Source organism: Rhodanobacter sp. FW102-FHT14D06 (assembly GCF_043950705.1).
Lineage (GTDB): Bacteria > Pseudomonadota > Gammaproteobacteria > Xanthomonadales > Rhodanobacteraceae > Rhodanobacter.
In genome coordinates, this window is record NZ_CP170722.1 from 3090754 (window position 1) to 3110643 (window position 19890).

General features: G+C 66.0%; 19 protein-coding genes. 8 read left to right on the plus strand and 11 right to left on the minus strand.

Annotated features, from left to right (window positions below):
• Positions 1-38: 38 nt before the first annotated feature.
• The gene (locus ACFCQI_RS13790) at positions 39-2309 is read left to right on the plus strand and encodes a thiamine pyrophosphate-dependent enzyme (RefSeq protein ID WP_395117577.1); all 2271 of its coding nucleotides are present in this window, start codon (positions 39-41) and stop codon (positions 2307-2309) included.
• Between the two features lie 347 nt (positions 2310-2656).
• Here ACFCQI_RS13790 and ACFCQI_RS13795 read toward each other — a convergent pair whose 3' ends face one another.
• From ACFCQI_RS13795 to ACFCQI_RS13805, 3 genes are all read right to left on the minus strand, one after another.
• The gene (locus tag ACFCQI_RS13795) at positions 2657-4417 is read right to left on the minus strand and encodes a diguanylate cyclase (RefSeq protein WP_395117579.1); all 1761 of its coding nucleotides are present in this window, start codon (positions 4415-4417) and stop codon (positions 2657-2659) included.
• A 356-nt stretch (positions 4418-4773) separates the two neighbouring features.
• Positions 4774-8262 carry a transcription-repair coupling factor gene (mfd, locus tag ACFCQI_RS13800; protein WP_395121364.1) on the minus strand — a complete coding sequence of 1163 codons (3489 nt, stop codon included), beginning with the start codon at positions 8260-8262 and terminating at the stop codon, positions 4774-4776.
• Between the two features lie 89 nt (positions 8263-8351).
• A complete protein-coding gene (locus ACFCQI_RS13805) occupies positions 8352-8954 on the minus strand; it encodes a GNAT family N-acetyltransferase (RefSeq protein ID WP_395117581.1) in 603 nt (200 codons plus the stop codon).
• 200 nt (positions 8955-9154) lie between these two features.
• Here ACFCQI_RS13805 and ACFCQI_RS13810 point away from each other — a divergent pair, with 200 nt between their 5' ends.
• Both ACFCQI_RS13810 and ACFCQI_RS13815 read left to right on the plus strand, forming a co-directional pair.
• Positions 9155-9556 carry an MmcQ/YjbR family DNA-binding protein gene (locus tag ACFCQI_RS13810; protein ID WP_395117583.1) on the plus strand — a complete coding sequence of 134 codons (402 nt, stop codon included), beginning with the start codon at positions 9155-9157 and terminating at the stop codon, positions 9554-9556.
• Positions 9553-9954 (plus strand): VOC family protein, encoded by a 402-nt coding sequence (locus ACFCQI_RS13815; RefSeq protein WP_395117585.1) that lies wholly within the window; start codon positions 9553-9555, stop codon positions 9952-9954. The genes ACFCQI_RS13810 and ACFCQI_RS13815 overlap by 4 nt, the downstream gene beginning before the upstream one ends.
• A gap of 131 nt (positions 9955-10085) precedes the next feature.
• On the opposite strand, the gene ACFCQI_RS13820 is transcribed toward ACFCQI_RS13815, so the two are convergent.
• Positions 10086-10625: a DUF2058 domain-containing protein gene (locus tag ACFCQI_RS13820; RefSeq protein ID WP_395117587.1), complete on the minus strand. Its 540-nt coding sequence runs from the start codon at positions 10623-10625 to the stop codon at positions 10086-10088.
• 195 nt (positions 10626-10820) lie between these two features.
• Between ACFCQI_RS13820 and ACFCQI_RS13825 the strand changes: the two genes are divergently transcribed.
• Both ACFCQI_RS13825 and ACFCQI_RS13830 read left to right on the plus strand, forming a co-directional pair.
• Positions 10821-11087: a DUF1778 domain-containing protein gene (locus tag ACFCQI_RS13825; RefSeq protein ID WP_395117589.1), complete on the plus strand. Its 267-nt coding sequence runs from the start codon at positions 10821-10823 to the stop codon at positions 11085-11087.
• A 1-nt stretch (position 11088) separates the two neighbouring features.
• Positions 11089-11580, plus strand: coding sequence for a GNAT family N-acetyltransferase (locus ACFCQI_RS13830; protein ID WP_395117591.1), 492 nt, complete (start codon positions 11089-11091; stop codon positions 11578-11580).
• Between the two features lie 348 nt (positions 11581-11928).
• Here ACFCQI_RS13830 and ACFCQI_RS13835 read toward each other — a convergent pair whose 3' ends face one another.
• The 4 genes from ACFCQI_RS13835 to ACFCQI_RS13850 are packed head-to-tail and all read right to left on the minus strand — an operon-like array spanning position 11929 to position 15044.
• Entirely contained in the window at positions 11929-12801 is an 873-nt protein-coding gene (locus tag ACFCQI_RS13835) for an NAD(P)H-binding protein (RefSeq protein WP_395117593.1), read from the minus strand.
• Between the two features lie 10 nt (positions 12802-12811).
• Positions 12812-13345, minus strand: coding sequence for an ester cyclase (locus ACFCQI_RS13840; protein ID WP_395117595.1), 534 nt, complete (start codon positions 13343-13345; stop codon positions 12812-12814).
• A gap of 20 nt (positions 13346-13365) precedes the next feature.
• Complete coding sequence (locus tag ACFCQI_RS13845) at positions 13366-14448, minus strand: alpha/beta hydrolase (protein WP_395117597.1); 1083 nt, start codon at positions 14446-14448, stop codon at positions 13366-13368.
• Between the two features lie 17 nt (positions 14449-14465).
• Positions 14466-15044 carry an O-methyltransferase gene (locus ACFCQI_RS13850; RefSeq protein WP_395117599.1) on the minus strand — a complete coding sequence of 193 codons (579 nt, stop codon included), beginning with the start codon at positions 15042-15044 and terminating at the stop codon, positions 14466-14468.
• A 94-nt stretch (positions 15045-15138) separates the two neighbouring features.
• Between ACFCQI_RS13850 and ACFCQI_RS13855 the strand changes: the two genes are divergently transcribed.
• Positions 15139-16068 carry a LysR family transcriptional regulator gene (locus tag ACFCQI_RS13855; protein WP_395117601.1) on the plus strand — a complete coding sequence of 310 codons (930 nt, stop codon included), beginning with the start codon at positions 15139-15141 and terminating at the stop codon, positions 16066-16068.
• A 281-nt stretch (positions 16069-16349) separates the two neighbouring features.
• Here the strand turns inward: ACFCQI_RS13855 and ACFCQI_RS13860 are convergent, their stop codons facing one another.
• The 3 genes from ACFCQI_RS13860 to ACFCQI_RS13870 all read right to left on the minus strand — a co-directional run bounded on the left by ACFCQI_RS13860 (position 16350) and on the right by ACFCQI_RS13870 (position 18850).
• A complete protein-coding gene (locus ACFCQI_RS13860) occupies positions 16350-17249 on the minus strand; it encodes a cation diffusion facilitator family transporter (RefSeq protein ID WP_395117603.1) in 900 nt (299 codons plus the stop codon).
• Between the two features lie 131 nt (positions 17250-17380).
• On the minus strand, positions 17381-17896 hold the full coding sequence (locus ACFCQI_RS13865) for a Slp family lipoprotein (protein WP_395117605.1): 516 nt from the start codon (positions 17894-17896) through the stop codon (positions 17381-17383).
• A gap of 39 nt (positions 17897-17935) precedes the next feature.
• A complete protein-coding gene (locus ACFCQI_RS13870) occupies positions 17936-18850 on the minus strand; it encodes a 23S rRNA (adenine(2030)-N(6))-methyltransferase RlmJ (RefSeq protein ID WP_395117607.1) in 915 nt (304 codons plus the stop codon).
• A gap of 163 nt (positions 18851-19013) precedes the next feature.
• On the opposite strand from ACFCQI_RS13870, the gene ACFCQI_RS13875 reads away from it, so the two are divergent.
• Positions 19014-19349, plus strand: a complete 336-nt coding sequence (locus ACFCQI_RS13875) for a hypothetical protein (protein ID WP_395117609.1) — start codon at positions 19014-19016, stop codon at positions 19347-19349.
• Between the two features lie 147 nt (positions 19350-19496).
• Positions 19497-19844, plus strand: coding sequence for a hypothetical protein (locus tag ACFCQI_RS13880; protein ID WP_395121365.1), 348 nt, complete (start codon positions 19497-19499; stop codon positions 19842-19844).
• The last annotated feature ends 46 nt before the right edge of the window (positions 19845-19890 follow it).

Here is a 19890-nt window from a genome sequence, read left to right on the forward strand (position 1 = left end):
CGACTCCGTTGTCGCCGGCCACCACTGACGAATCCGCCATGACCGCCATTCCGTTTGCCATCAGTTCCCGCCACAAGGGCTTCAACCGCGCCGAAGTGGTCGACCAGAACTTCATCGAGTTCGTGCAGCTGTGGCGCGGCGACGTGCATGCCGCACCGCGTGACGGCGAGGCGGTGCTGCCGGGCAGCGCGCTGGATGCACGCGGGTTCCGCGAGCTGTTCGAATCGCAGCTGATCTCGCGCCACCTCGACCTGATGGCGCGCGTGCTGCGCGTGCAGAACAAGGTGTTCTACACCATCGGTTCGTCCGGCCACGAAGGCAACGCGATGGTGGCGCGGCTGACCCGCCACACCGACCCGGCCTTCCTGCACTACCGCTCCGGCGGCTTCATGGCCGAGCGCTTCCGCAAGCTCCCGGGCATGGACCCGGTGATGGATTCGGCGCTGTCCTTCGCCGCCAGCAAGGACGACCCGGCTTCCGGCGGCCGCCACAAGGTGTGGGGCAGCAAGCCGCTGTGGGTGCTGCCGCAGACCTCGACGATCGCCTCGCACCTGCCCAAGGCGCTGGGCACTGCGGTGGCGATCGAGCAGGCGCGGCGGATCGGCCACCAGCTGCCGATTCCCGACGACAGCATCGCCATCTGCTCGTTCGGCGATGCCTCCAGCAACCATGCCACCGCGCAGACCGCGTTCAACACCGCGGCGTGGACGGCGTACCAGAAACTGCCGGCGCCGGTGCTGTTCGTGTGCGAGGACAACGGCATCGGCATCTCGGTGAAGACGCCGAGCGGCTGGATTGCGGCCAACTACCAGCATCGTGCCAATCTCGACTATTTCTTCGCGAACGGCCTGGACCTCGCCGAAGGCTACGCCCAGGTGCAGCGTGCGGTGGAGCATTGCCGCGGCACGCGCCGGCCGACCTTCCTGCACCTCAAGACCACCCGCGTGATGGGCCACGCCGGCACCGATTTCGAGATCGAGTGGCGCTCGATCGAGGAGCTGTTCGCGGTGGAGGCGACCGACCCGCTGCTGCGCTCGGCCGGCATCGCGCTGGCGTCCGGCCTGTATTCGAAGGATGAATTGCTGAACCTGTACGAGGCCACCCGCCGGCGCTGCTTCGCCGCTGCCGAGGACGCGGATTCGCGCCATCGGCTGACCTCGCTGGAGGACGTGATGGCCCCGCTGGCGCCGTACACGCCGGCCGCGGTGAAGGCCGAGGCCACGCGTGCCGACTACGCGCAGAAGCGCCTGGCCGTATTCGGCGGCGAGGCGAAGCTGCCGGAGAAACTGCCGCCGCGGCACCTGGCGATCCAGATCGGCCAGGCCCTGCACGACTTGCTGGCGAAGTATCCCGAGGCGCTGCTGTTCGGCGAGGACGTGGCGCAGAAGGGCGGCGTGTACACCGTCACCAAGGGCCTCAACAAGACCTTCAAGGGCAGCCGCGTGTTCAACACGCTGCTCGATGAAACGATGATCCTGGGCCTGGCCCAGGGCTACGCGAACATGGGCATGCTGCCGCTGCCGGAGATCCAGTACCTGGCGTACTTCCACAACGCCTGCGACCAGATCCGCGGTGAGGCGGCGTCACTGCAGTTCTTCTCCAACGGCCAGTACCGCAACCCGATGGTGATGCGCGTCGCGTCGCTGGGCTACCAGAAGGGCTTCGGCGGCCATTTCCACAACGACAACTCGATCACCGCGCTGCGCGATATTCCCGGCCTGGTGGTGGGTTGCCCGAGCCGCGGCGACGACGCGGCAATGATGCTGCGCACGCTGATGGCATTGGCGAAAGTGGACGGCCGCGTGTGCGCCTTCCTCGAACCGATCGCGCTGTACATGACCAAGGACCTGTACGAGGCCGGCGACGGCCAGTGGCAGTTCGACTATCCGGCGCCGGACCAGGCGATGACGCTGGGCGAGGGCCGCATCTACAACGACGCGGCGAACGACCTGGTGGTGTTCACCTTCGGCAACGGCGTGCCGATGGCGCTGCGCGCCGCGCGCACGATCGAAGCGGAACTGAAGTGGAAGGTACGCGTGGTCGACCTGCGCTGGCTGGCGCCGCTCAACGACGCCTTCATCGCGGCGCAGGCGAAGACCGCCAAACGCATCCTGGTGCTGGACGAAGGCCGCAAGAGCGCCGGCGTGGGCGAGGGCGTGATCACCGCGATCGTCGAAGGCGGCTGCGGCGCCACTCCGATCAAGCGCGTGGTCGGCGCCGACACCTTCACCCCGCTGGCCGGGGCGGCGCTGCTGGTGCTTCCGGGCGAGGCCGACGTGGTGGCGGCAGCGCACGCGCTCGTCGGCTAGGCATGCTCTGACCACGTCTTTGCCCGTCGTTCCCGCGAGGCGCGTTTCAACAGTCGAAGGGCTGGTCGAGCTTGTCGCTGTCCGGCATCGTACCGTCACGCCGCTGGGTCAAGTACGGCAGGATCGGTGGCCGTGACCGGGCATCGAAGCCATCGCCTCCCGCAGGAGCCCACTCGCGGGCGATGCCTTTGGGGCCGGGATCGGGATTTGTAAGAGCCAACGCATCGCCCGCGAGCGGGCTCCCGCGACCATCGGTCGCGAGTGGGGTCAGGATCGTGACTGGACAACCGCGCGCCTCCGCCGGGGTGACGACTTGTTCGGACCTTCGCTGGCTGGCGCGCCGCGCTTCAGCGATCCTCGCGCCGCGTCTCCACCACGCGCAGGCGCTTTTCGCCGGCGGCGTGCGCGGAGCGGTTGGTGAATTCGTCCATGCACACGCGATTGCGGCCGCGCAGCTTGGCGCGATACATCGCCTGGTCGGCGCGGTCGATCAGCAATTCGAGCGTGTCGCCGCGCTGCCGCATGGCCACGCCGATGCTGACGCTGAGCAGTTGCTGCTCGTCGCGCACCGGAATCTCCAGCCGGTGCACGCGGCGGCAAAGACGGGTGGCCACCTGCATCGCCTCCTGCGCGTCGATGCCGTCGAGCATTGCCACGAACTCCTCGCCGCCGTAGCGGCCGAACAGATCGCCCGGCCGCAGTTCCGCGCTGAGCGTGGTGGCCACCGCCACCAGCGCGCGGTCGCCGGTGTTGTGGCCGTGGTGGTCGTTGAGCTGCTTGAAGTGATCCAGGTCGAGGAACAGCACGGCGATCGAAGGCGCCTGGCTGCTGGCCAGCAGCGCTTCGGCACGCTCGGTCCAGGCACGGCGGTTGAGCAGGCGGGTGAGCGCGTCGTGGTCGGCCAGCACCTGCACCACGTCGCGATCCTGGCGCAGTTGCAGCGCGCGATCGGCCAGGCCCAGCGACAGCACCATCGCCTCGAAGGCGCCGCCGGCGAGGCTGAGATCGTTGAGCCAGTCGATGCGGGGCAGGGCGCCGTTGACCTGGGCGCTGGTCAGCGCGGTCAGCAGCAGCAACGGCGTCCAGCCGGCGAGGAAAAACCAGGCCTGGCGCGAGCCGCGCAGCGCGGCGATTGCCCCGGCCACCAGCAACAGCAGCGCGCCGATCATCAGCAACGGGTTGAGCAGGGCCTGTGCCATCGAGACCAGCAACGGGATGCCGCTGCAGCGCATCAGCACCAGCTGGATCATGCCCACGGCCACGGCGATCACCGGCACCTGCAGCAGCCGGGCATGGCGGCGCAGGTCGCAGAACCGCATCATGAACAGCGAGGCGAACGTCACCGACAAGGCCACCGCCACTGCGCCGACCATGGTGCTGGAGTCGACCAGCCATTGCCAGCGCAGCGGATGGAACACGAAACCGGTCTGCATGCCCTGGATCAGGGCGTAGCAGACGATGTAGCCGGCATACCAGGCGTAGGTGATGTCGCGCAGCATCAGCGAGAAGAACAACGCCATCATCACCATCGCCAGCATCACCGCGAAGCAGATGCTGGCGAACACCAGCCATTGGGTGTCGCGCTGCAGATACTCGTCCCACGACAGGATGCGAAAGCGGATCGGCGCGCTGACGGTTTGCGTCGGTTCCACGCGCAGCAGGATCGGCGTGGATGCGGACAGGTCCGCCGGCACGCGCCATGCCAGCCGGCCGTGGCCGTGGCCGTGGGCGCTGAAATCGTTCATCGCCAATCGATGCACCCGGTCGCCGTGGAACACGCTGATCGCACCCATCGGCGCCGGGTACACGGTGAGCACGCGATCCTCGTTGTTCCACGGCGGCTGCGCCGCGATCACCACCCAGCTGCCCAGCTCGTTGCGCGGAAAGCGTTGCAGCATGGAGGGGTCGAAACTCTTCATGCGGCCGGCGTGGTAGGCGTCCATCACGCCCTGTGGCGTGTCACCGGCGACAACTTCCTGCCAGGCCCCATTCAGCGGCATGCCGTCGGCATGGGCTGCGCCGATCCCGAGCAGCAGCAAGCCGAGCCCCAGCATCCATGCGCGGATGCGTTGGCGGTGGCGTGCTGAAAATGTGACCGGCTTCTCCACTCGGCTTTCCCTGTTCTGCGCGACTTGCGGGGGAGCACGCGCGCAGGGCTTTTCTGTGGCCCGTGAGTCGATTTGTCCGTGGATACTGGCCTGCAGGGGTGCAAAGAAGGCCAACCTCCAACGCTGCACGATGTAAAGCCAGGATGTCAAGCACGGGTCATGCCATGTCGCGGCTTGCCGGGAGAGGCGGCCGGCGGCGGCGGGGAGGGCGGGGCGATGCTCTGATGGTCCAGGAGAACGGCCTGCAGGGACCAAAGCGGACGCTTTGGGTCACTCCCGACACCCGGGTCGGCAAGGTGATTCCGGCAGCCCGGTCGTGGCTTCCCTGCCGACGGAGGAGTCTGAGCTTGCCGCGCTCAGCGCGGGCGACGCGCGCCCAGCAGCGCCAGCACGTCCTGTGCGCTGCGGATGCGTTCGCTGGCGCCGGGCAGGTCCAGGATCACCTTCAGCTTGTCCTGGCCATCCAGTTTGTAGACGCGCGGCTGGGTCTGGATCAGCTTGATGATGGCCAGCGGATCGACCTCCGGCTTCTCGCGGAACACGATGCGGCCGCCGTTGGCGCCGAAGTCGAGTTTGCGAATGCCCAGCGGCGTGGCCATCAGCTTCAGGCTGGCCACGGCGAACAACTGCTTCGTCGGTTCGGGCAGCAGGCCGAAGCGGTCGATCATCTCCACCTGCAAGTCGCGCAGGTCATCCTCGCTGCGGGCGCTGGCGATGCGCTTGTACAGGGTCAGGCGCGTGTGCACGTCGCCGAGGTAATCGTCGGGAATCAGCGCGGGCAGGTGCAGTTCGACCTCGGTCTCGTGCTCGGAACTGAGATCGAAGTCCGGCACCTTGCCCGATTTCAGCGCGCGCACCGCGCGATCCAGCAGTTCGGTGTACAGGCCGAAACCGATTTCCTGGATCTGGCCGGACTGCTCGTCGCCGAGCAGCTCGCCGGCGCCGCGGATCTCCAGGTCGTGCGTGGCCAGGGTGAAGCCGGCGCCGAGTTCTTCCAGCGAGGCGAGGGCCTCCAGCCGTTTCTGCGCATCGGCGGTGATCGACTTGCGGTCGGGCACCACCAGATAGGCATAGGCGCGATGGTGCGAGCGACCGACGCGGCCGCGCAGCTGGTGCAGCTGGGCCAGGCCGAAGCGGTCGGCGCGGTCGATGATGATGGTGTTGGCGGTGGGGATGTCGATGCCGGTTTCGATGATGGTGGTGCACACCAGCACGTTGAAGCGCTGGCGGTGGAAATCCGCCATCACGCCTTCCAGCTCGCGCTCGGGCATCTGGCCGTGGGCGATGCGGATGCGCGCCTCGGGTACCAGCTCCTCAAGCTCGCGCACGGTGCGCTCGATGCTCTGCACCTCGTTGTGCAGGAAGTACACCTGGCCGCCGCGCGACAGCTCGCGCTGCAGCGCCTCGCGGATCGTCGCCGGGTCCCACGCAGAGATGAAGGTGCGCACGGCGCTGCGGTGCGCCGGCGGGGTGGCGATCAGCGACAGGTCGCGCAAACCGGCCATCGCCATGTTCAGCGTGCGCGGGATCGGCGTGGCGGTCATCGTCAGCAGATCCACCTCGGCACGCAGCTTCTTCAGCTGTTCCTTCTGGCGCACGCCGAAACGTTGCTCCTCGTCGACGATGACCAGGCCAAGGTTCTTGAACTTGATGTCCGACTGCAGCAGCTTGTGCGTGCCCACGATCACGTCGATCTGGCCGTCGGCCAGGCGCTTCAGCGCTTCGTTCACTTCCCTGGTGGACTTGAAGCGCGACAGCACATCCACGCGCACCGGCCAGTCGGCGAAGCGGTCGGCGAAGTTGCGGTAGTGCTGCTGGGCGAGCAGGGTGGTCGGCACCAGCACGGCGACCTGCTTGCCGGCGGTGGCGGTGGCGAAGGCGGCGCGCAGCGCGACCTCGGTCTTGCCGAAGCCGACGTCGCCGCAGATCACCCGGTCCATCGCGCGCGGCGCGGCGAGATCGTCCAGCACCGCCTCGATCGCGCTTTCCTGGTCGGGAGTTTCCTCGAACGGGAAGCTGGAGCCGAATTCCTCCACCAGCTGACGGTCGATCGGCAACGACTCGCCGCCGCGCGCCTGTCGCTGCGCGTAGATCGCCAGCAGCTCGGCGGCGACGTCGCGCACCTTCTCCGCCGCCTTGCGGCGCGCGCGCTCCCACGCGTCGCCGCCCAGCGAGTGCAGCGGCGCCAGCTCCGGCGCGGTGCCGGAGTAGCGGCTGACCAGGCCGAGCTGCGAGACCGGTACGTACAATTTGTCGCCCTTGGCGTATTCGATGGTGAGGAACTCGCCGGCCATGCCGCCGACGTCCATCGACAGCAGCCCCTGGTAGCGGCCCACGCCGTGATCCACGTGCACGATCGGCGCGCCGACGGTGAGTTCGGTGAGATCGCGGATGATCGTGTCGGGATCGCGCGCCGTGCCACGCCGGCGTTTGCGCTCGCGCTCGTTGCGCACGCGCTCGCCGTAAAGCTCGCGCTCGGTGAGCACAGTCAACACCGGTTTGGTCAGTGCAAAGCCCTGCTCAAGCGGTGCGATGGTGATGGCGAAGCGCGGGAGGTTTTGTTCGTCATTCCGGCTTTCACCGGGGTGACGAGCGAGAAAGTCCGACCAGTCATCGACGTGCTCGGGTTTCAGCCCTGCGCTTGCCAGCGTATCGACCAGCGCCTCGCGCCGTCCCGCCGAATCCGCCGCGATCAGCACGCGACCCGGGTAGCCGGCGAGGAAATGCCGCAGCGAGGTGGCCGGCTCCTCGCCCTTGCGATTCAACGGCAGCTCCGGCGCCGGCTGGGTGCCGGTGTCGATGGCGTGCTCGTGGCCGGGCTCGACCACGTCCACGCGCAGGCGCTTGTTGAGCTGCTCGCGCAACTTGTCCGGCGGCAGGTACAGCTCGGCTGGCGGCAGTACCGGGCGCTCGATGTCATGCGCGCGCTGGTCGTAGCGCTCCAGTGTCTGTGCCCAGAACTGGTCGGCGGCCTCCCCGGCGCCTTCGCCGAGCACGAACAGCGCGTCGTCGGCGAGGTAGTCGAACAGCGTGGAGGTCTGCCGGAAGAACAAGGGCAGGTAGTACTCGATGCCCCCGGGCGTGACGCCCTCCTTCATGTCCTGGTACAGCGGGCAGCGGCGTACGTCGATCGGGAAGCGCTCGCGCAGATTGGAGCGGAACTCCTTCGCCGCTTCCTCGGTGAGCGGAAACTCGCGGGCGGGCAACAACTCGACGCGTTCCACCTGCTGCTGCGAGCGCTGCGTCTCGGGATCGAAGCTGCGGATCGAGTCGACCTCGTCGTCGAACAACTCGATGCGGTACGGCTCGGCGGTGCCCATCGGAAAGATGTCCAGCAACGCGCCGCGCACCGCGAAGTCGCCCGGCTCGGCCACCTGCGGCACGTGGCGGTAACCGGACGCTTCCAGTCGGCGCTGCTCGGCGGCCAGGTCGAGCTGCTGACCCTTCGACATCACCAGGCCGGAGCCGGTGATGTGGGTACGCGGCGCGATCCGCTGCATCAGCGTGGCCACCGGCACCACCAGCACGCCGCGCTTGACGCCAGGCAGGCGATACAGCGTGGCGATGCGTTGCGAGACGATCTCCGGATGCGGACTGAACGCGTCGTAGGGCAACGTCTCCCAGTCCGGGAACTGCAGCACCGGCAGATCATCGGCAAAGATGCCCAGCTCCGCTTCCAGCGCCTGTGCGCGCTGGGTGTCGCGCGCCACCACCACCAGCAGGCCTTCATGCGTGCGCGCCGCCTCGGCCAGCAGCAAGGCGCGTGCCGAGCCGTGCGGCGGCAACCAGTAGCGGCGCTGCCTGGGTGTGGTGGGGAGGGGAGGATGCTTGATCGGGCTGGGCATAGCCGACAAGTGTAACGCGGCGCTCCAGTCGGGCCGTGCGGGGCGGGCACCGCCCGCCGCTCCCGATCATGGCGCCGTGACGAGTTGCCCTACAGTTTCAAGGTGATCAGCATGGTGCCCGGTTCGTCGGGAATCGCGCGCTGGGTGAAGCCGAGCTCCTTGCACAGTTGCAGCATCGGCCGGTTTTCCTGCAGCACGTAGCCCCACAGTTCGTACAGGCCACGGCGCCGGCAATCGTCGACCAGCCGCTGCATCAGCAGCGCGCCGAGGCCGATGCGGCTCCAGGCATGCTCCACCAGCACGGAGAACTCGGCCGTGTCGGTGGTATCGTCGACGTAGATGCGCCCCACGCCGCGCATCTCGGCCGGGTGGAGGGATTCGTCCATCAGCACGAAGGCGGTTTCGCGCGTCGGGTCGATCCGGCACAGCTGCTGCGCCATCGGCGTGGGCAGCTCGGACATCGCGTGCAGGAAGCGGCGACGGATCTCCTCCGGCGACAGGCGGGCGAAACAGCGCTGCATCGCCGCCACGTCACCCGGTTCGATCGCCCGCAGGGTGAGCTCCCGTTCGTCCTGCGTACGCACCTTCTCGCCGGCCGCCGGCGCGAGGGCCTTGCGGGCAAAGCGCAGGCTGCTTCGCGGTGGCAGCGAGGCATGCGGCGTGGGGGAGACGAAGTCGATCGCGGGAATCATGGGCGCTCCATACTTTTGCGTATTGTGTGCAATGCAGCATGATTATGCAACGGGCAACCGCCGACAGATCATGATGATGAGGTGAGCTTTGGCGTCACTTCCGGTCATTCATGTTGCGCCACAAGATGCGCCGCAGGACAAAGACAGCGCCTGCGCAACACCCCACAATGGATGCGGATTCCCCCGGCGGAGCAGCCTGCATGACCGACCAGCCACCCCACGGCATCACCGTGGCCCAATTGCAGCGGCTGTGCAGCCGCTGGCCCGGCGTAACGCGCGACATCAAGTGGGGCGACAACCTGGTGTTCAGCGTGGGCGGCAAGATGTTCGCCATGACCCATGCCGATGGTCGCGAGGGCGGGCGCCTGGCGTTCAAGGTGGCGGACGAGCGATTCCTCGAACTCACCGACCTGCCCGGCATCATTCCGGCCCCGTACCTGGCGCGGATGCGCTGGGTGTCGGTCACCGAACCACGACGTTTCGCCACGGCGGAGCTGCAGGCGCTCATCCTCGACGCGTATACGCTGATCCGCGCCAGGCTCACGAAGAAACTGCAGTCCGGACTGGGCCCGCTGCCCGTGCTCAAGGCAGGCAAGCCATGAAGCAGCATCTCGGCGCACTTGCGCTGCTGGTCGCCGACTACGACGAGGCGATCGCCTGGTACACCCGCGCGCTCGGTTTCGAGCTGATCGAAGACACCGACATGGGTGGCGGCAAGCGCTGGGTGCTGCTGGCGCCGCCCGGTTCCGGCGAAACCCGCTTGCTGCTGGCCAAGGCGAAGGGTGACGAACAGACTTCCCGCATCGGCAACCAGACCGGCGGCCGCGTGTTCCAGCTGTTGCACACCGACGACTTCCAGCGCGACTGGCAGCGCATGCGCGCCGAAGGCGTGCACTTTCGCGAGGAGCCGCGGCATGAGGCCTACGGCACGGTGGCGGTGTTCGATGATCTGTACGGCAACGGCTGGGATCTGCTGGAACCGCGGCGTAACCCGCCGTAACCGTTCTCCGAGGCCACCCCCGTCCCTGCAGGAGCCCGCTGGCGGGCGATGCCTTGAAAGCCGGGATTCGGGAATTCGGGATTCGGGATTCGGGATTCGCAAAAGCAACTGCATCGCCCGCGAGCGGGCTCCTACCAGATCAAATCGTCCGGCACCTGGAACTGCTTGTAATACTCGTCGTCCGCACCATTGCCGCTACCGGCTTCGCTACGCGCGTGATCAAGCACGATCGCTGTCGCATCACGCTCGTATACCTTGTCGGCCGCAGCACGCGGCAGCAATTCATAACCCTGATCATGCCGCACGATCACCAGCGTGCCGCTGGCCAACTGCGCACGCAGCGCCTCGTTCACCAGCACATCCCTGATCGTGCCGCCATCGGTGAACCGATAGGCAATCTCGCCATCGCGCTTCACCTTGTGCGCCTCGACAATCTGGCGCACCTGCGCGTGCGCTTCGTTCTGCCGCAGCTGCGCATTGCGCTCCGCCGCCAGCGCACGATCGCGCTCGGCCTTCTCCGCCTGCAACCGCTCCACCTCCACCTGCTCGGCACTCGGTGCCGCCGGTCCCTTGCCCTTGTGCTTCTTCGCCTGCTCGCGCACGACCTGCGCCGCCTTGGCCTTGTTGACCAGGCCGGCCTTGAGCAGTTGTTCTTGCAGGGGGTTGCGCATGGGAAACGTGGGAAGGTCAGGCAGTGGTGCGGAACGAGATTGTAGCGTGTGACTCTTGTTCGACTGTTGTTTCGGGATTTGATCGCGTGATGGTTGCCGATCTGGACGCTGCCGAGACCAAGGCAAGTTCCCGATTTTGAATGGATTGCGACATCAGTTTTGTACGGTATACTACCGTACACAAGGAGATGCGCCATGACCGCCGCGGCCCGACTCGACCTGCGCCTGAACCCGACCGACAAGGATCGCATTGCCCGCGCTGCCGACCTGCGCGGCGTGCCGCTGTCTGCTTTCGTGCGCGATGCCGTGTTGCGTGAGGCTGAAAGCGTGATGGCAGCGGAGCTTACCGTGATGCTGTCTCCGGCTGAGTCGCGCCGCTTTCTCGCTGCGTTGGACAAGCCGTTCAAGCCGAATGCAAAACTCAAGAAGGCGATGGCCGACGCAGCCAAGCTGATTCGCTGACGTGGCGCTGCGTTTCATGCGGCTGGATCCGCGGCAACACGACCGCGGCAGCTTTTGCTGCGGCGTCGAGGTGCTCGACACCTATCTGCGACAACAGGCCGGCCAACACCAGCGTGAAGGCATCGCCACCACGCACGTTCTGGTCGATGACATCACGCCAGGCAGCATCCTCGGTTACGTGAGTCTTGCCGCCGCCCAGCTTCATCTGCAGGACTTGCAGCCCCCCGATCGCAAACGCCTGCCCGCGTACCCGATACCCACCACCCGCGTTGGAAGGTTGGCCGTCTCCAGCCAGCACCGGGGTCAAGGTTACGGCAGGCTGCTGCTGGGTCACGCTGTGAACAGCGGCCTCAGTCTCCGCGAGAAACTTGGTGTGCGTGTGCTGGTGGTGGACGCCAAAGACGAACGCGCCGCCATGTTTTACAAGGCCTTCGGCTTCCAGCCCACGACCGCGACTGCACTGACCTTGTATCTGCCACTGGGCAACGGTTGAACCGAAAAGTCAGGACACGCACAAATGCCGCAGAAATCGAAGAGGCGGTATCGGAACTGGTGCTGCAGTCTTTTGACCGAACCGGGGTTGCGTATCTGTTGGTGGTCGGCCGCCAGGTATTGACATGCGGGTACCAATGTCCGTTTGCGACCCATTTGAGTCGTTGGTGAACGTCCGCTTTGAGGAAGGCCATCATTGGCAAAATGGCAGCGCGGCCGTTCGTTTTATGGGCATTCGCGCCTTGATAAGCAGCTGTCCATCCTTCCCGGGCATCGCCTTAGCCAAACGCGCACAGACTGAGTGCGGCATTGAGTTTCTTGATTTGCTCCATTGCTTTCTAAATCCGCGTCACTGGTGACCACTATCGCGAAGCATCTCCTCAAATACGGCCCCTTGGCCGACCACGCCATGGCGTGTTTCATGCGTGCCTTGAGACGCTACCCGTCCATTGTTGAATCCATCGAACAGTTCGCAGAACGCTGCGATGGCGCTGTCCGAATAGCCGGCCGCCCGGAAGTTGCCCGTCCAGGCCTCTCGCGGTATGGCCACGGCCTCGATTGGCCGACCGGTGAGACGCGACAGCTCGGCAGCAGCGTCCCGTGGCGAATAGGGCTCGGGGCCGTGAAGTTCGACGATACCGGTGCCCGACTCCTCAAGCAGCGCCGCCGCCGTGCTGCCGATGTCGCGTACCGACACCATCGGCAGCGCGCGATCGAGCGGTTGGAACATCGACGGCAACTGCCCGCTGGCGACAGCACCGTCCACGAACCACGCCCAGTTCTCGATGAAGTTGGCGGCACGCAGCACGATGACCTGCAGGCGACTGTCGGCGAGTCGGCTTTCGAAATCGTGGGTATTGAGTATGTTGCCGGTACCCGAGGCGTGCTGCGCGCCGACCGATGAGAGCGCGACCACGCGTTGCATGCCGACATGTTGGGCGGCGTTGATCATCGCCTGATGAACCTGCCCAGCGCTGGCCAACAGATCATCGGCCTGATACGCCGGCGGATTCATCAGATAGGCGGCATCGGCGTCGACGAAAGCCTTGATGAGACTCGCTTCGTCCGACACGTCTGCAATGCACACGTCCGCACCTCGACCCCTCCACGCTGCCGCTTGTTCGGCACGCCGCAAGACAACGCGCACGGGCTGTCCGCGCGACAGGAGGGTATTGGCGACGACCGAGCCGGTCTGCCCATTGGCGCCCGTGATCACATACATGGCTGTCGTCCTATTTGCTGCCGTGGCTTGGCGGAAGTGCGCCCATTTGGAACAGCCCGTTGAGCCAGTCCTCCACGTGCCAGGTCTTGACGACCCGTCCGTCGCAGACCTGGTGGATATCGATGGCCATGATGGTGAATGGTCGGTTGCTCGGCGCGACCCCAGCAAAAGCACCACGCTGGGTGGCATGGATCTGTGAACGAACGACCACTTTGTCGCCTTCGGCAATCATGTCCTGATTGACCACGTTGAAGTCTGGAAAGCTTTTGAAGTAGCCGTCTATGGCGCCTTTCATGCCGGCACGGCCAGCTTTCTGGCCGGGTGCCATGGGAACGTCGATCCAACCCGCTGAGAGCACGTCGTCCAGCAGCCCCTTGTTCTTGGTGTCCAGTGCCGCGTAGAACTTTTTCACCAAGGCCTTGTTGCTGGAAGGTGTGCTCGGATTGGCGCAGCTGCCAGTAGCTGCCGCCGGTGAGACGGTGAGCGCTGCGCCAGCAACGATGAACCCAGCGGCCAGAACGATCGACGGAATGGAAGTTCGCATATGTTGTTCCCCAAGAGTGGTTAGCGAAGATGGCTGTCAAACCATGCCATCACCTCGATGGCAGTTGGCTCGATGACCAGTGGATCGTCGTAAAAACGGGTGTGAAAAATACCCGGCACGATGTGCAACTGCTTGTCCTTGACCGGCATCAGCGCATAGACGTGCTGCGCGGCTTCGGGGCCGCCGTCGGACATTTCACCGTGCACGATCAGCGTGGGTGTATGCATCTTGCGTGCATGCGCATCGACGTCGAAGCTCCACACTTCGGCGTCGCTCATCGTGGTGTAACGATTTTCCCAACGGCTGGGCGCGCCCCACTTTTCGCTGGTCCACGGCATGTACCAGTCATGGATCGGTGGCCACGGCAAGCCGGCGGATTTGTCGGCCAGGCTCACGACCTCGGTGTAATCGACTTCGCCTGTACGGTCGTAATGAGCCTTGGCAGCATGCCCGCGTGCGATGCGCTGTTCCAGGCTGGGGCCACCGCCGCTGAAGAATTTGGCGATGTTCTGCGCGTACAGGTATTGGCCGGACACCAGCGCGAGTGCCTTGATGCGCGGGTCGGCGGCGGCGACCGCAATCATCTCCGAACAACCCTGACAAATACCCAGCGCGCCGAGCTTCGCCGCATCGACCTCGGGTCGCGCAGCCAGGTAGTCAATCGCGGCTTGGGCGTCGGCAATCTTGTTCGCCGGGCTTTCGTGGCGGCGCGGTGTGCCGCCACTCTCGCCACTGCAGCGCGGGTCGAAGACCAGCGCGACATATCCGGCATTGGCCAGCCGGGTGGCGTATTCGGCGGGCGACTGTTCCTTGACGAAACCGAACGGACCCAGCAGCACCACGCCCGGTCGCTTTACCAGTGGACCTTCCGGCAGACACAGCAAGCCGACGATGGGCTCGCCGGCGCTGCTGAACTGGATGCGTTCGACCGTGTGTTTTGCATGGGTCATGGGATGAGCTCCGAGGGTCGATGTCGACGCCGTTGAGGTGAGGGGATCGAGGCCAAGCCCGAGCACACCGGTCAACGCAGCGGCTGACTGAAGCAGCCGGCGTCGTGCGATATCAACCGATGCTTCAGACGCGTTCGCTGCGGTATCAGGCACGCGCGGCTCCGTGCTGCTCACGGGACATCTAGCCGAATGCTGAGCGACGTGTCGCTGCCTTCGCCCAACGGCGCGGTCAGCCATTGATTGGCTTCCTGCAAGCGCGCGCGATAGTCCGCGGTTTCCGGGCCGGCCAATTCCTGATTGGCGCTCACCAGCAGACCGCCCGGTCGCAGCAGCCGGCGCAACGCAGCCAGATCCGACAGCGTCGGCGCATAACCATCGAAGAAGGCAAGGTCATAGCCTGTCTGCAGCGTCGGCAGCAACGTCGCAAAATCGCCGTGATGCACCCGGATCCGAGCGTCGTATCCGGCTCGCTCGATCGCAGCGCGTGCCAGCGCCACATGCTGCGGATCGCGTTCCAGCGTGTCGACGTGCGCCGCGGGTGCGCCGTGTGCCAGCCACAACGCGGTATAGCCCAAGGCGGTGCCCAGTTCGAGGATGCGCTTGGCGTTGCTGGCCGCCGCCAACACGCCGAGCAATCGGCCGTCCGCGTGGGGATAGGCCCAGCAGCCGTGTTCGGCGCGGTGTTGATCGGTTCCGGCCTGGATGGCGCGCCAGGGATCATTCGTGGCTTTGTTGTGTTGAACTTTCATGGGGTCCGTGTTCCACATGCTTCGGCTGTCGTGGCAGGAACCCAGAATGCGTCACCACTGCTATGCTCACAATGCATTCAAAGGCATAGCTGACATGCATACCAGACATATTGCCGAGCTGGACCTCAACCTGCTCAAGCTGCTTGATGCGTTGCTCGATGCGCGCGGTGTGACGTTGGCCGCCGAACAGCTGGGCATCGGACAGCCGGCGGCGAGCCGTGCGCTGGCGCGGTTGCGCAAGGTGTTGAACGATCCACTGCTGGTCCGCGCCCAAGGCGGTTACCGTTTGACGCCGCGGGCGGAACAACTGCGTCCCGAAGTGGTGCTGGCACTGCGAGCGCTGGATCAGGTGTTTGCGCCGGCCCAGTTCGATCCAGCCAGCACGACGCGCCGCTTCCGCATCGCGGCTACCGACTACGGGTCGCTTGCCGTGTTGAACCACGCGGTACCCGCGCTGTTGCGCAGCGCCCCCGACGCGCGCGTCGATGTGCTGCCATGGGGCGAATCCACGTTGGATGCACTGGCCGATGCCGACATTGATCTCGCACTGTATGCGGATGATCCGCTGCCGGCGGCGTACTCCTACCGACGATTGTTCTCCGAAACTTTTACCTGCCTGTACCGATGGGGCCACCCGATCGGGCTACGTGCGCGTACGGGCTCTTCTGCTGCGCGCCTCAAAGCGCTGGGCAGTTACTCTCAGGCAGTGATTGCCTATCCTGCCGGCCGGGTCACCCAGTACGACGACCTGTTCGCCCAGTTGGACTTGCCGCATGAACGCGTCGCGCTGAGTCTGCCGTATTTTCTGGCCGCGCCATGGATCATCGCCGACAGTGACCTTGTTTTGGTGGTCCCGACACGCGTGGCTGCGTGCCTCGCCTCATTGGCGGCTTTGGACAGCGTGCCGTTTCCGGCACGCGCCACCGGCTTTGAATACCACATGGTGTGGCATGAACGCATGCATCGTGATCTTGCTCACCAGTGGCTGCGCGAGGTGATCTTGAAAAGTATCCAAACGCCTTGATGATGTCGTTTATTTGATCCAGGCGCGCGGGTACCGCTTTTTCTGTTGACTAGCAATGCCGCATGACTCGCGTGCGTTATTCGATCGATCGCATCCTTTGGTGGATGTGGCGCTTTTCGTCGCAGATACTCGCAGTTCCATTCATTCGTCCCCGCATTTTCTCCAATACGAGCTTGGTCGGAGGCGTGTCTTTGAACGACAGCTTTGTGCTGTTGCAGTGAGCAACGTGAACGGCCGGAGTTGGCCGATAGCCGCCATTGATGCAGTCCAGTCGTTACCGATCAATCCGCGTTATCCGGCTCGAAGAAGCTCCAGCGCACGTCGCCGAACTCGGCCTTCATCGCGGCCTCGACGGTGTTGATGGATTCGATGAGGTTGGCGGTGGGCTGCATGCGCGCCTTCACCGCCACCATCACGTCGGCGCCCATCTGCAGGGTGATCAGGTTGAGGACTTCGGCGACTTCGGGGCGGTTCCTCAGGAAGCCCATCAGCTCGTCACGGCGGCGCGGTTCCACGCCCTGGCCGATCAGCAGCGCCTTCACCTCGATCGCCACCAGCACGGCGACGACGATCAGGAGGGTGCCGATGGCGATGGTGCCGGCGGCGTCGAACATCAGGTTGCCGGTGAGCATGGTGGCACCGATGGCGAGGGCGGCCAGGCAGAGGCCGACGAGGGCGGCCAGGTCTTCGCCGAAGATCACCAGCAGTTCGCTGGAACGGGTTTGGCGAAACCACGTCCACAGATCCTGGTCACCGCGGGCCTTGTTCACTTCCTGCATGCAGCCGCGCATCGAGATGCCTTCGACCACGATGCCGAACACCAGCACGCCCATCGCCAGCCACGGCCACTTGAGCGGTTCGGGATTCGTGAGCTTGTGCACGCCCTCGTAGATCGAGAACATGCCGCCGACGCTGAACAACAGGATGGCGACGAGGAACGACCAGAAGTACAGCGCACGACCCCAGCCCAGCGGGAATTCGTCGGACGGTGGACGCTTGGCCTGGCGGATGCCGAGCAGCAGCAAACCCTGGTTGCCGCAGTCGGCCAGCGAGTGCACCGCCTCGGCCATCATCGCGCCGGAGCCGGTAACCACGGCCGCGACGAGCTTGGCCACGAAGATGGCGAAGTTCGCGCCCAGCGCGAGGAAAATGGCCTTGATCGGGTTGGCGTGGCTGGACATGCGCGGGCTCGGGCGGGAAACGGGCGGCCATTGTAATGGACGCCAGCCGGGCCTCTCCGCGAGATGGCGGCGGACGCCTGCTGCCTCCGCGGCGAGGCCGTGAGGCGGGGTGCCCGCCTCCGGACAGCGACTCAGCGGATGCCGACGCCCACGCCAAGCCCGAAGTGCACGTTGCTGCGACCCTTCTGCATTTCCTCGGCGGTCCAGACGTGGGACTGCGCCACGTCGACCAGCGGGAACAGGTAGTCAGCCTGGCCAACCTGGCCGCCGCGGGTGCCGTTGAGTTTGCCGTCGACGGTCATCAGCGCGCCGGCGGGGTAGTCGAGCGGTTCGACGTAGCCGCGCAGCACGGCTATGAAGCGGCCGTTTCCGCTGTCATTCGCCTTCGGCCGCTGCGAGGAATCCAGCGGGTAGGCCAGCAGCTCGATTTCGCTGTGGTCCTGGAAGTTGCTGACGCGCACGATGCGCCCGCCCCAGATGACTTCGTTGCCGCTGTACTGCTCGGGCGTCTGCGCCACTTGCGCGGGGGTGGCGAGCACCGCGTTGCCGGTGGTCTTGTAGATCGGCGCGGGTGCGCAGGCGGCCAGCACGAGCAAGGCGGCGGGCAGGGCGAGCCGGATCAGCAGCGGGGCGGGGCGGTGGCGCATGGTCGTGGCTCCTGGGCGGACGCGAGAGACGGGGCCAGCTTAGCGACGGTTCGGCCTGGGCGGTAGTCGCGAGGCGGGCAGGGGGCTGGGCGTATTCAGCTGGCTGCCGGCCTCGTCCAGCAGCCAGTCGAGTTTTACCGTGGCCGGACGCTCGCGCGCCAGCAGGCCGGCCAGCACGCGCAGCGGTTCGCGCAGGGCATCGTCCAGTTTCCACGGCGCGTTGAGGATGACCATGCCTGAGCCGTTGAGGCGCAGCGGCGAATCGTCCGGGTGCACCAGCAGCTCGGCGCGCAGGACGCGTTTCACCCCGCTGTGCTGCAGGCGGCGCAGGAACGGCTGCACCTGGCTGCGCAGCTTGATCGGATACCACACCGCGTAGACGCCGGTGGGCCAGCGCTGCAGCGCCGGCTTCAGGGCCTGCTCGATCAGCTTGTACTCGGCGTCCTGCGCCTCGTAAGGCGGGTCGATCAGCACCAGGCCGCGCTTCTCCTGCGGCGGCACCAGCGCCTTCAGCGCCTCGTAGCCGTCGCGCTCGTGCACGTGCACCTGAGGGTTGCCGCGGAACAGGTCGCGCAGTTTGCATGCCGCCTCGGTATGCAGTTCGCACAACTGGGCGCTGTCGCCGGGGCGCAGCAGGCGGGCGACCTGCAGCGGCGAGCCGGGGTAGCGCTTCAGGCCTTGCGCGTTGTCGGCGCTGCCCAGGATGCCGTCGCGCCAGCGACGCAGCAGCGGAGGCAGTTTCTCCGCCGGGTGCAGGCGCGCGATGCCGTCCTTGAACTCGCCGGTCTTGCCTGCCTCGAAACCGTCCAGCGGATAGTTGCCGCTGCCGGCATGGGTGTCGATATAGCAAAACGGTGCGGGCTTGGCCTGCAGCGACTCGATCAGTGCCAGCAGCACGACGTGTTTCAGGACGTCGGCAAAATTGCCGGCGTGGTAGGCGTGGCGGTAGTTCATGGCGGTCACGGGAATGGGGACACCCAGTATAGAGGGCCGGTGCCGTGCTCCTCCGGTGCTACGTAACCTTTCCTGCACATGGGCCGGTGCAGGCTCCGCTTGTTGCAGCGTTGCAACCGGCCGGACGCGCGGCTCCGGCCGTCCACCTGCGCGGAGAATCATCATGAAGTTCCTGCCAAGAATCATGGTTTCGACGGCCGCTGTCGGCCTTTGCCTGGCATTCGGCACGGTCAGCGCCCAGGACACCGGAGGCATGGCGCCGGCACCGGCGTCGAGCAGCATGGGCCATATGGGCGGCATGCATCACAAGATGATGCGCCACAACAAGAACGGCAGCATGCACATGATGCCGGCCACGGTGAGGTCGGTGGATGCCAAGACCGGCATCGTCGAGGCGGACGCGGGAGGCATGTCGCTACGCGTGCACTTCCCGCCGGCTTCGGTGGCCAACCTGAAAGTCGGCGACAAGATCACGCTGCACATGGGCTATACCAAGTAGTTCGTCGGGTGACCGACGAACCATTACGGGCGCCGGACAGGGGCCGATGGACCCATGTCCAGAGTTGAGACTGGCCGGTACCAACCCTATGCTGTGCCGATGAATCACCTGCTTCGCCATGCCGCACGCTTGCCGTCCCTCCGGGCGATGGCATGGTTGGCGTGGCTGATTCTCGTGCTGGCACCGGTGCATGGCATGCCGCGCGGGATGGCCGGCGACGCGCTGCGGGGCGCGCCGGCATCGTCCGTCGCGCACGCGGCCGATCATGGTCCGGATGCCATGCCGGTCGCGTCCGGCTGCTGCGCCGACCACGGCCTCGGCCAGCGCGACGCGATGACGTCGGCCCATTGCGCGGCGGCGTGCGGCAGCTTGCTGCAGGTGGCCACCCTGGCTGCTCTGGTGCCGGTGGCGCCGGAACCGCTGCACGTTTCCCCTCCCTTCGCGTCCGCGCCCAGCGTCGTGCACGCGCCACCGCTGCGGCCGCCAGCCGGCTGATCCTCGTTCGCTGCGACCGTGCCTGCATGCCCGCCTGGCGGCGAGC